General features: G+C 58.9%; 18 protein-coding genes. 8 read left to right on the top strand and 10 right to left on the bottom strand.

The genetic code is table 11. The features are described 5' to 3' along the window. The first annotated feature begins 160 nt into the window (after positions 1 to 160). The 6 genes from AC5I5B_RS06865 to AC5I5B_RS06840 all read left to right on the top strand — a co-directional run bounded on the left by AC5I5B_RS06865 (position 161) and on the right by AC5I5B_RS06840 (position 4,538). Complete coding sequence (locus AC5I5B_RS06865; protein WP_003502496.1) at positions 161 to 928, top strand: DsbA family protein; 768 nt, start codon at positions 161 to 163, stop codon at positions 926 to 928. A gap of 125 nt (positions 929 to 1,053) precedes the next feature. Then, positions 1,054 to 1,491 (top strand): type II 3-dehydroquinate dehydratase, encoded by a 438-nt coding sequence (aroQ, locus tag AC5I5B_RS06860; RefSeq protein ID WP_003502495.1) that lies wholly within the window; start codon positions 1,054 to 1,056, stop codon positions 1,489 to 1,491. A gap of 25 nt (positions 1,492 to 1,516) precedes the next feature. Continuing rightward, positions 1,517 to 2,005, top strand: a complete 489-nt coding sequence (accB, locus tag AC5I5B_RS06855) for an acetyl-CoA carboxylase biotin carboxyl carrier protein (RefSeq protein WP_020012377.1) — start codon at positions 1,517 to 1,519, stop codon at positions 2,003 to 2,005. Between the two features lie 12 nt (positions 2,006 to 2,017). Then, entirely contained in the window at positions 2,018 to 3,364 is a 1,347-nt protein-coding gene (gene accC, locus AC5I5B_RS06850) for an acetyl-CoA carboxylase biotin carboxylase subunit (protein ID WP_003502491.1), read from the top strand. Between the two features lie 6 nt (positions 3,365 to 3,370). Then, a complete protein-coding gene (gene aat / locus AC5I5B_RS06845; RefSeq protein ID WP_111792158.1) occupies positions 3,371 to 4,015 on the top strand; it encodes a leucyl/phenylalanyl-tRNA--protein transferase in 645 nt (214 codons plus the stop codon). Between the two features lie 79 nt (positions 4,016 to 4,094). Continuing rightward, the gene (locus AC5I5B_RS06840) at positions 4,095 to 4,538 is read left to right on the top strand and encodes a hypothetical protein (RefSeq protein WP_035212392.1); all 444 of its coding nucleotides are present in this window, start codon (positions 4,095 to 4,097) and stop codon (positions 4,536 to 4,538) included. An 18-nt stretch (positions 4,539 to 4,556) separates the two neighbouring features. On the opposite strand, the gene AC5I5B_RS06835 is transcribed toward AC5I5B_RS06840, so the two are convergent. From AC5I5B_RS06835 to gatB, 5 genes are all read right to left on the bottom strand, one after another. Further along, a complete protein-coding gene (locus AC5I5B_RS06835) occupies positions 4,557 to 4,994 on the bottom strand; it encodes a DUF2155 domain-containing protein (protein ID WP_026364075.1) in 438 nt (145 codons plus the stop codon). A 129-nt stretch (positions 4,995 to 5,123) separates the two neighbouring features. Then, positions 5,124 to 5,522, bottom strand: coding sequence for an NADH:ubiquinone oxidoreductase subunit NDUFA12 (locus AC5I5B_RS06830; RefSeq protein ID WP_080866104.1), 399 nt, complete (start codon positions 5,520 to 5,522; stop codon positions 5,124 to 5,126). Between the two features lie 109 nt (positions 5,523 to 5,631). Then, positions 5,632 to 6,105, bottom strand: a complete 474-nt coding sequence (locus AC5I5B_RS06825) for a GNAT family N-acetyltransferase (protein ID WP_099085463.1) — start codon at positions 6,103 to 6,105, stop codon at positions 5,632 to 5,634. After that, positions 6,102 to 6,599: a GNAT family N-acetyltransferase gene (locus tag AC5I5B_RS06820; protein ID WP_080817148.1), complete on the bottom strand. Its 498-nt coding sequence runs from the start codon at positions 6,597 to 6,599 to the stop codon at positions 6,102 to 6,104. Before AC5I5B_RS06820 ends, AC5I5B_RS06825 begins: the two co-directional genes overlap by 4 nt. Positions 6,600 to 6,810: 211 nt before the next feature. Next, positions 6,811 to 8,316: an Asp-tRNA(Asn)/Glu-tRNA(Gln) amidotransferase subunit GatB gene (gene gatB, locus AC5I5B_RS06815; protein ID WP_111834322.1), complete on the bottom strand. Its 1,506-nt coding sequence runs from the start codon at positions 8,314 to 8,316 to the stop codon at positions 6,811 to 6,813. A gap of 151 nt (positions 8,317 to 8,467) precedes the next feature. On the opposite strand from gatB, the gene AC5I5B_RS06810 reads away from it, so the two are divergent. Next, a complete protein-coding gene (locus AC5I5B_RS06810) occupies positions 8,468 to 8,800 on the top strand; it encodes a DUF1294 domain-containing protein (RefSeq protein ID WP_003502476.1) in 333 nt (110 codons plus the stop codon). Here AC5I5B_RS06810 and AC5I5B_RS06805 read toward each other — a convergent pair. Next, a complete protein-coding gene (locus tag AC5I5B_RS06805) occupies positions 8,782 to 9,291 on the bottom strand; it encodes a GNAT family N-acetyltransferase (RefSeq protein ID WP_020012369.1) in 510 nt (169 codons plus the stop codon). The two genes, AC5I5B_RS06810 and AC5I5B_RS06805, sit on opposite strands and share 19 nt — an antisense overlap. A 274-nt stretch (positions 9,292 to 9,565) precedes the next feature. Here AC5I5B_RS06805 and AC5I5B_RS06800 point away from each other — a divergent pair, with 274 nt between their 5' ends. Beyond that, positions 9,566 to 9,823 (top strand): YjhX family toxin, encoded by a 258-nt coding sequence (locus tag AC5I5B_RS06800; RefSeq protein WP_003502469.1) that lies wholly within the window; start codon positions 9,566 to 9,568, stop codon positions 9,821 to 9,823. A 69-nt stretch (positions 9,824 to 9,892) separates the two neighbouring features. Here AC5I5B_RS06800 and AC5I5B_RS06795 read toward each other — a convergent pair whose 3' ends face one another. The 4 genes from AC5I5B_RS06795 to AC5I5B_RS06780 form a co-directional block, all read right to left on the bottom strand. Continuing rightward, positions 9,893 to 10,360, bottom strand: coding sequence for a GNAT family N-acetyltransferase (locus AC5I5B_RS06795; RefSeq protein WP_111834321.1), 468 nt, complete (start codon positions 10,358 to 10,360; stop codon positions 9,893 to 9,895). Between the two features lie 20 nt (positions 10,361 to 10,380). Further along, complete coding sequence (gene gatA / locus AC5I5B_RS06790) at positions 10,381 to 11,862, bottom strand: Asp-tRNA(Asn)/Glu-tRNA(Gln) amidotransferase subunit GatA (protein WP_111834320.1); 1,482 nt, start codon at positions 11,860 to 11,862, stop codon at positions 10,381 to 10,383. Positions 11,863 to 11,917: 55 nt separating this feature from the next. After that, positions 11,918 to 12,205, bottom strand: a complete 288-nt coding sequence (gatC, locus tag AC5I5B_RS06785) for an Asp-tRNA(Asn)/Glu-tRNA(Gln) amidotransferase subunit GatC (RefSeq protein WP_003496362.1) — start codon at positions 12,203 to 12,205, stop codon at positions 11,918 to 11,920. A gap of 125 nt (positions 12,206 to 12,330) precedes the next feature. Beyond that, the gene (locus tag AC5I5B_RS06780; protein ID WP_003502462.1) at positions 12,331 to 13,035 is read right to left on the bottom strand and encodes a metal-dependent hydrolase; all 705 of its coding nucleotides are present in this window, start codon (positions 13,033 to 13,035) and stop codon (positions 12,331 to 12,333) included. Between the last annotated feature and the right edge of the window lie 75 nt (positions 13,036 to 13,110).

Genomic DNA, 13,110 nt, shown 5'->3' with positions numbered 1-13,110 from the left:
CCTGAACCGTATTTCAGAGACTTGCCGCAGAATCACAATCTTCACAATCATGCGATCATAATGCGGACAAGTATTTTTGCCGTATGGCATTTGGCTTAAAGTAAGGTAATTGCCTTCATAAGATTTCAAGAGGCTCCGGCCGCACAGAATGAGGACCGATATGGCGCATTTTCTCCGTTCCACCCTTCTCGCCAGCGTGACGGCCCTTTCGACGGTATTCGCCTCCCTGCCCGCCCATGCGCTCGATGAGCAGCAGAAGAAGGAAATGGGCGAGTTCATCAAGCAATATCTCATCGAGAACCCGGAAATCATGCTCGAGGTTCAGGATGCGCTTGAACGCAAGCAATATGCGACGCGTAACGCCAAGGCGGCGGAAGCCGTCGCCGACAACAAGAAGGCCATCTTCGAATCGAAATTCGATCTGGCGCTCGGCAATCCGGATGGCGACGTCACGCTGGTCGAGTTCTTCGATTACAATTGCGGTTATTGCAAACGCGCCATGGCTGACATGGATAAAATCCTGAAGGGCGACAAGAAGGTGCGCGTCGTTCTTAAGGAGTTCCCGATTCTGGGACCGGAATCGGTCGCCGCGCACCGCGTTTCCAACGCCGTCAAACTGCTTGCTCCGGCCAAGTACCCCGAGTTCCAGCGCACCCTGCTCGGTGGCCGCGGACGGGCGAATGAAGACAGCGCCATGGAAGTCGCGACCTCGCTCGGTCTCAAGGAAGCCGACATCCGCAAATCGATGGCGGAAAACCCCAATGACGAGCAGGTGCAGGAGACTTACAAGCTGGCAACCAGCCTCGGCATCACCGGAACGCCGTCCTATATCGTCGGCGACGAAGCGGTTTTCGGCGCGGTCGGTGCCGACCCGCTGAAGGAAAAAATCGCCAATATGCGCAGCTGTGGAAAAGCCACCTGCTCCTGATTGCTAAAAAAGCCACTGCATTCCCTGTGAGATGCCCGCCAAGCGGGCTGTTTACGGCTTGCGGGGGCTTTTCCTTGACGTCTGCGCAGTCTATAGGTGTCGCTGATTTTCTTATGGAAACGTGAATGAGCAACATCATCATCGTCATCAACGGCCCCAATCTCAACATGCTGGGAAAAAGGGAACCGGGTATCTATGGTGGCAAGACGCTGAAGGACATCGAGAATGATTGTCTTGCGGCCGGTGCCGATCTCGGTTTCGCAGTGGAATTCCGCCAGTCCAACCACGAAGGCGTGCTGGTGGACTGGTTGCAGGAGGCGGGCGAGCGGGCGGCGGGCGTCGTCATCAATCCCGGCGCCTACAGCCACACGTCGATCGCGTTGCATGACGCCATTCGCGCGATTTCCACGCCCGTCGTGGAAGTGCACATTTCCAACATCCACGCCCGGGAAGAGTTCCGTCACAAATCGATGGTATCACCCGCGGCGAAGGGCATGGTCTGCGGTTTCGGGCCATATGGATATATCATGGCGCTTCACGCGCTGAAAAACATCACGGCATAAAAAGAAACAAAGAATAGGGTTTGTCATGTCTGAAAAGAAACAGGGTATCGACAAGGAACTGATCCGCGAGCTCGCGAATATCCTCAACGATACCGACCTTTCGGAAATCGAAGTGGAGCAGGAAGATCTGCGCATCCGCGTCTCCCGCGCTGCTCCCGCTCCCGCCACGGTCTATGCTGCAGCGCCCGCCGCTTATGCGCCGGCACCTGCCCCGGCCGCCGCGCCGGCGATCGCCGCACCTGCTGCTCCCGCAGCGGCCGCAGCACCGGCCCGTAACCCGGCCAACACCGTGTCCTCGCCGATGGTCGGCACGGTCTATCTTTCGCCTGCCCCGGGCGCACGTCCCTTCATCGAAGTGGGCGCGACCGTCAAGGAAGGCCAGACCATTCTCATCGTCGAAGCTATGAAGACCATGAACCAGATCCCGGCTCCCAAGTCCGGCAAGGTCGTGGAAATCGTCGTCAACGACGCTCAGCCCGTGGAGTATGGCGAAGCCCTCGTGGTCATCGAATAAAGGCGGTTCAGCATGGTTTCGAAGATCCTCATAGCCAACCGCGGCGAGATCGCGCTACGCGTCCTGCGCGCCGCGAAAGAGCTTGGCATTCCGACGGTAGCCGTACATTCCACGGCCGACGCAGACGCCATGCATGTGCGCCTTGCCGACGAAAGCGTTTGCATCGGCCCGCCGCCCTCGCGTGACAGCTACCTCAACATCCACCAGATCGTTGCGGCCTGCGAAATAACAGGTGCGGACGCGGTTCACCCCGGTTACGGCTTCCTGTCGGAAAATGCCAAGTTCGCCGATATTCTCGACGCACACGGCATCACCTTCATCGGACCGACCGCCGAACATATCCGCATCATGGGCGACAAGATCACCGCCAAGCAGACGGCGCAGGAACTCGGCATTCCCGTCGTTCCCGGCTCTGATGGCGAAGTGAAGCCTGAAAACGCGCTCGAAATTGCCCGCACGATCGGCTTCCCAGTCCTCATCAAGGCAACGGCGGGCGGTGGCGGTCGCGGCATGAAGGTGGCGAAGACCGAGGCCGATCTGGAAGAGGCGGTTGCGACTGCCCGCTCCGAAGCGGCGGCAGCCTTCGGCAACGACGCCGTCTACATGGAAAAATACCTCGGCAAGCCGCGCCATATCGAAGTGCAGGTTTTCGGCGATGGCGAAGGCAATGCCGTTCACCTTGGCGAACGCGATTGCTCGTTGCAGCGCCGTCACCAGAAGGTGCTGGAAGAAGCCAATTCGCCGGCTTTGACCGTCGAACAGCGCATGAAGATCGGCGAGATTTGCGCCGACGCCATGCGCAAGCTGAAATATCGCGGTGCAGGCACCATCGAGTTCCTTTATGAAAACGGCGAGTTCTATTTCATCGAAATGAACACCCGTCTTCAGGTGGAGCATCCGGTCACGGAAGCGATCACCGGTATGGATCTCGTGCAGGAACAGATCAGGGTCGCTTCGGGCCAGGGTCTGTCGGTCACGCAGGCTGATATCGAATTCCATGGCCATGCCATCGAATGCCGAATCAATGCCGAAGACCCGCGCACCTTCGTTCCCTCGCCGGGCACGCTGACCTATTTCCATACGCCGGGCGGTCTTGGCGTGCGCGTCGATTCTGGCGCCTATCAGGGCTACAAGATCCCGCCCTACTACGACAGCATGATCGGCAAGCTGATTGTTCACGGCCGCGACCGTGACGAGTGCATTCGCCGCCTGCGTCGGGCGTTGGACGAATTCGTCGTCGATGGCATCAAGACCACGCTGCCGCTTTTCCAGGATCTTCTCGAAAACGAGGATATTCTGAAGGGCGATTACGACATTCACTGGCTGGAGAAATACCTGGCCGGTGACGCGTCTCACTAAGACGCTATGGTTGGGCGGCGCAGCAGAAATAATGGCATAACGGTCGATATTCTGCTGCGCGCCTATTCCGCCGGCCTGTTTCCCATGGCCGATTCGGCTGACGATCCCGAGCTGTTCTGGGTCGAGCCGGAGATTCGGGGTATCATTCCCCTCGCCTCCTTCCATATTTCCAAAAGCCTCGCCAAGGCGATGCGCAGGAAGCCGTTCGAGATACGCTTCAACACTGCCTTCGAAGCTGTCATGGCCGGATGCGCGGCGGAAGCGCCAGATAGACCAAGCACGTGGATCAACGCCACCATCCGCCGGCTCTATACCGAGTTGCACCAGATCGGCCATGCACACAGCGTGGAGGCATGGGAGGGCGAAGAGCTTGTCGGCGGGCTTTATGGCGTCTCGCTTGGTGGTGCCTTCTTCGGCGAGAGCATGTTTTCCCGCCGCACCAATGCATCGAAGATATGCCTCGTGCATCTGGTGGAGCGTTTGCGGCAGCAGGGGTTTACGCTGCTCGACACGCAATTTACGACCGAACATTTAAAGACATTCGGGGCAATCGATATTCCAAAGTCGGAATATGCGACGATACTGGAAGCGGCTGTCGATAGGCCGGATGTGCCCTTCGAAAATTTGCCTGCGCAAGAAAATCCACGCTGAAAACAACCTGAGATTTTGCTTGCAACCCTCAAAAACATGACTTATCCGGTCATGATATTTTATTCATCGGGGGTTGGTCATGCGCTGGATTGCGGCCTTGTTATTGATGCTGACGCTGGCGGTGAATGTCACCGCTGCTGAACAGCTCCCGAACCCGCTGGCCGCCTGGCGAAACGAAGTTTCCCGAGCCTTGACGGGCACAACCGGCCGCCCGGAATTCAAGGTCGTGCGGACAAACAAGCGGCAGGTCCTCCTTGTTACTTTCCGCGTTGACCCGGCGGGGAAAATACAGGCCGTTCAAGTCAAAAACGTAAGGGATAGCACCTATCAAACCCGAACGGCCGTGAAGAGGGCATTTTCTGAAATCAGATTCCCCTCACCTCCCGCCGGCGATCGACCCAATAAGTTCACCGTGCCGATCGCGATCGACCCCGAACTGACACGGGAAGAAATGATCGAACAATTGGAAAGCAAAAGCAAAGCACTGGCCGATTTGGCCGAGAAGCTCAGACGCCAGAAATAGGCGCGGTCGTGGGTTAAATTACTTGCTTGCCGTAGAGGGAGCAGGAACTTCCGAGTCCTGCTTGCAGCCTGTCAGCCACACGTCGTAAATTGGGTGTTCCACGGCATTGAGGCCGGGGCTGTCGGCGAACATCCAGCCTGTGAAAATCCGCTTGATCTTGCGGTCGAGCGTGATCTCATCGACCTCGATAAAAGCATCGATCTTCTGGGTTTCCGTCTGGTCGCGGGAATAACAGACCTTCGGCGTCACCTGAAGCGCGCCGAACTGCACAGTCTCATCGATATAGACATCGAAGGAGGTGATGCGGCCGGTGATCTTGTCGATGCCGGAAAACACGGCGACGCGGTTCTCCAGACGAGCGGCGGAGACGGGCGACACGAGGAGAACAGCAGAGACCGCCGCAAACAGCGACACTGTCAGCGCACGCAAAGAACGATCCCGCGTGATTTTCCTCATATAGTGGTCTCCAAAATTTGCCTGTGTCGCGATGCCGACCGGATCAACGCCTAAGGGCGGAATGTGGCAAAAACCGGTGAGGCCAGATGCAAGCGCGGTGTTTTGCACAACACCGCGCGTCACAAAAGCTTAGTTGCCAGGGGTCCAGGCGTCGTAGTCGCCGGTCACACGCGGGCGCTCGCCGGCAACAGCCAGCGATCCCTGAGGCCGATAGGCCTTGGACGTGCCAGTATGGTTCGGCTGGTGCGGCTTCTGCCACTCGCGCGCAACGTAGCTTTCCTGGCTTGGCGGCACGTCGGTGCGGTAATGCATCCAGCCATGCCAGCCGGGCGGAATGGCCGACGCTTCGGCATAACCATTATAGATTACCCAGCGCCGCGGCATGCCCCAGGACGTGGTGCCGCCTTCATAATAGGTGTTGCCCAACTCGTCCTGCCCGACCTTCTTGCCGAAACGCCAGGTGTGAAACCGCGTTCCGATCGTCTGGCCGTTCCACCAGGTGAAGATTTGCGTCAGGAGAGTCTTCATTATGCGTTCCTCGGGCTTGAATGCGCCGCAGCGATTTTCCGTGCACGGCACAAGACATGCTTATGCCGCCCCTCACGGCAATTGTCCAGCATTTCGAGATATATCCGTGCTATTTCAGCTTCATCCTGAAGCCCAGATGCCGCTTCTCGAACCCCAGCCGCTCGTAGAAGCGATGCGCGTCCAGCCGGGCCGCGTTGGACGTCAGTTGCGCAGCGTTGAGACCCTGGCGGCGGGCTTCTTCCAGGCAATGATTGATCATCACCGCGCCGATACCGCGACCGCGCATGTCGGTGCGCGTCTGTACCGCCTCGATCACCATGGACTTTGCCCCTCGCCCGACGAGCTTGGTCAGGATCGCCGTCTGGAAGGTGCCGACCACCTCACCATCCAGTTCCGCCACATAGAGCGTTTCGCTCGGCGATGCCTCGATGGCGCGGAAGGCCGCAAGATAATCCGGCTGCGCTGATTCTTCCGCCGTATCGCCATGGCCGCCGATCTCGTCGGCGGCAAAAATGGCGGCAAGGGCGGGAAGGTCGTCCTCGCGCGCCGTGCGGATAATGAGATTCTGCAATGTCGCATTCATCGGGTCAGGCTCTTTTCCATAACGATGCCGGGCAGACCCTCGATGCCCGCCATGCGCTCGATTCGGTCCACCTCGACAAATCCGACGCCTTCATAAAAGGCGATTGCGACAGTATTTTTAGGCTCGACTTCAAGCCGCATGATTTCCGCATCCGGAAAACAGGTTTCCAGTTCCGCGAACAGATCACGGCCGACGCCCTGGCGCTGAAGGTCGGGCGCGACGTAAAGCTGGTGCAACAGGGCCGTCTTCGCCATCTTGGTGGACATGGAGCCATAGGCCATGCCGCCAATCCGCTTGCCGTCATCAGCCACCAGAAACTCGCCGCCCTTTTTCTCGATACGGTCCTTCATGGCCTGCGGCGAATGCCATGCGAGGATCAGCTGGTTCACCTTGTCGACGCCATAGATCGCATCATAGGTCGCGTGCCATGTCGTGGCGAGCAAGGTGCGGACCGGCTCGATGTCCCGCAGACTTGCCGTGCGGATGAAAAACATGTTTGGGCTCCGTCTTGAAACAGAAAAGCCGGGCGTTGATCCCGGCAGATATATGTCGAGCCTCCCGCACTCTCGACGTGATCCTCGGGCTTGTCCCGAGGATCTGAGCACGTTTGGCCTTGTGGGTATCTAGATCCTCGGGACAGGCCCGAGGATGACGAAGGAGAGCTTTGTGCCTCGATGCCTCCTACCGGCAGGAAGCAGCTTTCGCTTACTCTTCCTCGATACCGAGCTTGGCCTTCACCAGCGCCTGCACCGCCTGCGGGTTGGCCTTGCCGCCCGTCGCTTTCATGACCTGGCCGACGAACCAGCCGGCAAGCGTCGGCTTTGCCTTCACCTTCTCGACCTGATCCGGGTTGGCGGCGATAATCTCGTCCACGGCCTTTTCGATGGCGCCGGTATCCGTCACCTGTTTCATGCCGCGCGCCTCGACGATTTCGGCCGGGTTGCCGCCCTCGTTCCAGACGATCTCGAACAGGTCCTTGGCGATCTTGCCCGAAATGGTCTCAGACTTGATGAGATCGATGATGCCACCGAGCTGTTCCGGCGAAACCGGCGTCGTCTCGATATCCTTGCCTGATTTGTTCAGCGCACCGAGAAGATCGTTGATGACCCAGTTGGCGGCGGCCTTCGCATCGCGGCCGGCGGCGACGGCCTCGTAATAATCGGCGATCGCCTTTTCCGAAACGAGGATCGAGGCATCATAGACCGACAGGCCGAGATCGGCCACGAAGCGCGCCTTCTTGTCGTCGGGAAGCTCCGGCAGATCGACCTTCAGCGCCTCGACGAAAGCATCGTCGAATTCGAGCGGCAGCAGATCCGGATCGGGGAAATAACGATAGTCATGCGCGTCTTCCTTGGAGCGCATGGAACGCGTCTCGCCCTTGCCGGGATCGAACAGGCGGGTTTCCTGATCGATGACGCCGCCATCTTCCAGAATTGCGACCTGGCGGCGCGCCTCATATTCGATGGCCTGACCAACGAAACGGATGGAGTTGACGTTCTTGATTTCACAGCGCGTGCCGAAACCTTCGCCCGGACGGCGCACGGAAACGTTGACGTCGGCGCGCATCGAGCCTTCATCCATGTTGCCGTCGCAGGTGCCGAGATAACGCACGATCGAGCGCAGCTTGGTCAGATAGGCCTTGGCCTCATCCGACGAGCGCATGTCCGGCTTGGAAACGATTTCCATCAGCGCCACGCCCGAACGGTTCAGGTCCACGAAGGACATGGTCGGATGCTGGTCGTGCATGGACTTGCCGGCGTCCTGCTCCAGATGCAGACGCTCGATGCCGATCTCGATATCCTCGAAATTGCCCTGACGGTCCGGACCGAGCGAAATGGTGATAGTGCCCTCACCGATGATCGGATCTTTGAACTGCGAAATCTGGTAGCCCTGCGGCAGGTCCGGATAGAAGTAGTTCTTACGGTCGAAGATCGAACGGTTGTTGATCTTCGCCTTCAGGCCGAGACCGGTACGCACCGCCTGCTTGACGCATTCCTCGTTGATGACGGGCAACATGCCGGGCATGGCGGCATCCACCAGCGACACGTTGGAGTTTGGCGCATTGCCGAAGGTGGTCGATGCACCGGAAAACAGCTTGGAATTGGAGAGAACCTGCGCATGCACCTCCATGCCGATCACGATTTCCCAATCGCCGGTGGCGCCGGGAATGAAGCGTTTCGGGTCGGGGGTGCGCACGTCTACAAGGGTCATCTGAAGCTCACGATATACGGGTTCTTTGGCCTTGGTGGGTAGAACAAATGGAGCGCGGGCGCAAGACATCTTGCACCCTGTCACGCCAGGCCCGGGATTTTAGCCAATACCGGATACGCGTTTTTTACGCTTCCCGGTTTCAATTCACGCCATGGTGACGATCGCTCTCTGCTTCACGGCCTATATCGCCTTCAATCTTTTCGTCTTTCTTGTCTATTGGTGGGACAAGCAAGCGGCGAGGAATGGCGAATGGCGTATCCGGGAAAGCACGCTGTTATCGCTTGCGCTCATTGGCGGCAGCTTGGGCGCGATCTCGGCACAACGCCTGCTGCGGCACAAGACGCGCAAGGAACCCTTCCGCAGCATCCTGATATCAATCGTGATATTGCAGGTAGGCCTTGTCGCATCGCTTGCCATCATGCCAGACTGGCCGATGCGGCTGGTGGATGCTCTGCAAACTCTGTCTCAGAAAGCCGGCCCATAAAGACCACTCTCGACCTCCGCCAATTGCTTCTGCAGGCCTACCGACTGCACTTCGCGATCGAGCTTTGGCGCATAGGAAACGGAGAGCCAGCGGACGCTATAGCCATGGTGGCGAAAAAAGGCGACGGCCGGTTCGTTCTGGGCGTGAGTTTCAAGCCGGATGGTCTCGAATCCCCTGTCCTCTATCAGCCTTTCCACATCACCCAGCAGACGACTGCCGACCCGCCGGCGCTGAAAATCCGGATCGATCCAGAAATCGGAAATCGTCTCGTCAAAATGTTCGCGCGCCGCCCAGCCCGCAACCGAGCCACCGAACTCCGCCACCCTGATTGCCAGCCATGACGAACGGGTAAAATTGGAAAAGGCGCTGGCCGCATTGTCGTAAAGGGTCGGGGTGATGCCGAGAGCTGCGGTTGCCTGTCGCCATGCCCTGAGGCCGATGGCCGCCAGAACCTCCGCTTCCTGCTCATGCGCATTGCGAATGACGATCAAGCCGCGCCCTCCATGGCCATTGAAATTAAACCATTGCCAGCGCGATTCGACCAGCATGGTTTTCTCGCGCCTAGCGGGACTTGACCGCGCCGGGTTCGCCCGCTACCCAAAAGGAGCAAGAACGGAGTTTTTATGTTCGCTCAATCGGAGTCCCGGTAAAGGCCCTGCCCGCAAGTTTATTGCGCGCCGGGCCATGCTGAAACCGAGCCGGATGCCTTAATGGCACCCGGATTTGTTTTCACGCGTCTATATGACGCCGACCGGACTTCCAAAAATGGACATTTCCCGCGCCGAACAGCGCATTCTTCACCTGCTCGCCCAAGGCGGCAGAATTGAACTCGTTCGAGATGACGCCCACAAAATCGAAAAACTCGCGCTTTATACGCGTGATGGCTGGATTTTCAGCGGCCTCAATCTCCTCACCTTCCGCAAGCTGAAACGGAAGAGAGCCATTGCCTCCTCGGGCGGCAAGCCCTACCTCATCACCACGCGCGGGCTGGAACTCGTGCGGGGTGAGCTGGACAACAGATAAATCGACCGGGCGGCGGCAGCGCTGTCGCCCGGCATTTCGCCGAGAATCAGCTGCGGCCGTAAAAGCGGGTTATGGCGAGAGCCTGCGCTCGAGCTTCACCTTTTCAAGCTCGACTTTCATGATGTCGGACCATTCCATACCGCGCCAGACGATCTCAAATCCGCAACGCTCGTAAAGACCGATAGCGGCGCGATTTCTGGCATGGGTGTCGATGGTGGCTAGCGGCAGGCCTTGCGCGCGCATCCTGTCTAGAAAATGAAGGATCAGGGCTTTGCCGATCCCCTTGCCCTGCCGGTTCGGGTCCACCCAGAGATCGGAAATGTGATGCGGTGCCACATCGCATGCGCCCCAGCCGGCAATCACGCCTTCCATCTCAGCGACGACGACGTCACCAGTCGGAGACTTGGCGAAACTCTCGAATTCGCTACTCACCCGCTCGATGACATCAGGATCGAGATAGCTGTCGTCGAAGGCCTCGCCGGAACGCCAGGCGGCAAAACCGACAAAGCCGACCGCATGGCGATCGGCTTCGTTCATCTGTCTAAGCTTGAGGCCGCTTACCACCACTTGGCGGGGGTAAACTTGCCGGCGGCCTGCTCGATGGCGTGCGCCGTCTTGAACAACGTTTCTTCCTCGAATGGCTTGCCGATGAGCTGCAGGCCAAGCGGCAGGCCCTTGCCGTCAAGGCCGGCCGGAACCGAAAGGCCGGGAAGGCCGGCCATGTTGACGGTGATGGTGAAAACGTCCTGCAGATACATCTTCACCGGATCGGAGGCGAGTTCCTCGTCGCCGACTGCGAAGGCGGAGGACGGGGTGATCGGCGCCAGAATGGCGTCGACGCCTTCGTGGAAGACGTTTTCGAAGTCACGCTTGATCAGCGTGCGAACCTTCTGCGCCTTCAGGTAATAGGCGTCGTAATACCCGGCCGACAGCACATAGGTGCCGACCATGATGCGGCGCTGCACTTCCTTGCCGAAACCGGCAGCGCGGCTCTTTTCGTACATGTCGGCAATGTCCTTGCCGTCGACGCGCAGGCCGTAACGAACGCCGTCATAACGGGCAAGGTTGGACGAGGCTTCCGCCGGTGCGACGATGTAATAGGCAGGCAGCGCGTATTTGGTATGCGGCAGCGAGATATCGACAACCTCGGCGCCGGCATCGCGCAGCCATTCCACGCCCTTGGCCCAGAGCTTTTCGATTTCTTCCGGCATGCCGTCAACGCGGTATTCCCTGGGGATACCGATCTTCAGGCCCTTCAGCGACTGGCCGATGGCCTTTTCGTAATCCGGCACCGGCAGGTCAACCGAGGTCGTATCCTTGGCGTCAACGCTTGCCATGGTCTTCAGCAGGATAGCGGCGTCGCGCACGTCACGGGCGATCGGGCCGGCCTGATCCAGCGAAGAGGCATAGGCGACGATGCCGAAGCGCGAGCAACGGCCATAGGTGGGCTTGATGCCAACGGTGCCGGTGAAGGCTGCCGGCTGGCGAATGGAGCCGCCCGTGTCGGTTGCGGTGGCGCCGGCGCAGAGATGAGCAGCGACGGCAGCGGCCGAACCGCCGGAGGAGCCGCCGGGTACGAGCTTCTGCGCGGAACCGTTGGCGCGCCACGGGTTGATGGCTGGGCCGTACCAGGAGCTTTCATTGGACGAGCCCATGGCGAATTCGTCCATGTTGAGCTTACCGAGCATGACGGCGCCCTGATCCCAGAGATTTTGGGTAACGGTGGATTCATATTTCGGCTTGAAGCCATCGAGAACATGCGAACACGCCTGCGTGTGGATGTCACGGGTGGCGAAAAGGTCCTTCACACCAAGCGGAACGCCTTCCAGCTCGCCAGCCGAACCGGACGCGATACGGCCATCGGAGGCTTTCGCCATGTCACGCGCCTTTTCAGACGTGGTTACGACATAGGCGTTCAGCGCGCCGTTCGCCGCGTCGATGGCGGAGAGATAGGCGTTGGTCAGCTCCAGGGCGGAAAACTCTTTGGCCTTCAGCTTTTCGCGGGCTTCGGCAATGGTCAGGCTCGTCAGATCGGTCATGGTCGGCAACGGCTTTCGAAATCTTGGAAAAATCGGGCGGCAAACGGCGGTCGGATTATTCGACCACTTTCGGGACCATGAAGAAGTCCCGGTCGGTCGCGGGCGCATTGGCGACAATGTCTTCCGCCTTGTTGCCGTCGGTCACCACGTCGGCACGCTTTTTCATCTCCACCGGGGTGACTGATGTCATCGGCTCGACGCCGTCGACATTCACTTCCGAAAGCTGCTCCACGAAACCGAGTATGCCGTTCAGCTGGCCGAGCATATTCTGTGCTTCTTCTTCGCTGACTGCGATACGGGCAAGGCGCGCAACGCGCTTTACGGTGGCGAGATCGACGGACATGGTTCTACTCCGGTCAGAATTTTCCTACCCGCTATAATCACCATGTCCGCCATTCGCAACGGTAGAAAGCATGTCGCGTCAAAGTGTGAGGTGCTTTTGCGGTCACGACATGCCTGAGCAAAACGTCAGAAGGACAGCGTATCGCCCGCCTTAGGCGTGTGGACACGGGCTTCCGACCCCTCCATGCCGGTCACGAACTTCTCCGGCGTCTGGTCGATGATCGGGAAGGAACCATAGTGGCAGGGAATGACATTCTCGAACTTGAAGAAGCGCTGGCAGGCAAGCGCCGCGACGGCTCCGCCCATGGTGAAGCGGTCACCAATCGGCACGAGGCCGATATCCGGCTGGTGCAGTTCATTGATCAGCTTCATGTCGGAAAAGATGTCGGTATCGCCCATGTGATAAACGGCCGGGCCGTCTTCGAAATGCAGCATCAGGCCATTGGCACTGCCGAGCGAATGGGAGACGCCATCCTCGGTGATCTGGGCGGAGGAATGCAGCGCATTGGTGAAGGTGACGGAAAAACCGTCAAAATGCACCGTGCCACCGGTATTACCCATATCGACCTTCGCGACACCCTTGGCGGAAAGCCATGCGGCAAGATCGGCATTGGCCAGTACGGTTGCACCCGTCTCGCGCGCAAGCTGAACGGTGTCGCCGACATGGTCGCCATGGCCGTGGGTCAGGAGAATATGAGTGATGCCTTCGGCCGCCGACTTCCCATCCTGTCCGGCAAAACCGGGGTTGCCGGTGAAGAACGGATCGATGAGGATCTTCGCGCTACCGTTTTCGAGGCGGAAGGCGGAATGGCCGAGCCAGGTGATTTTCATGGGAAGTTCTCCTTTGTATTACCGGTATATTATGACATAGGACGGCCTGAACAACCGCACTACCAATATTTAAGA

The organism is Agrobacterium sp., from assembly GCF_059499945.1.
The sequence above is the reverse complement of the archived record's forward strand: the minus strand, read 5'-3'. Positions and strand labels throughout refer to the sequence as shown.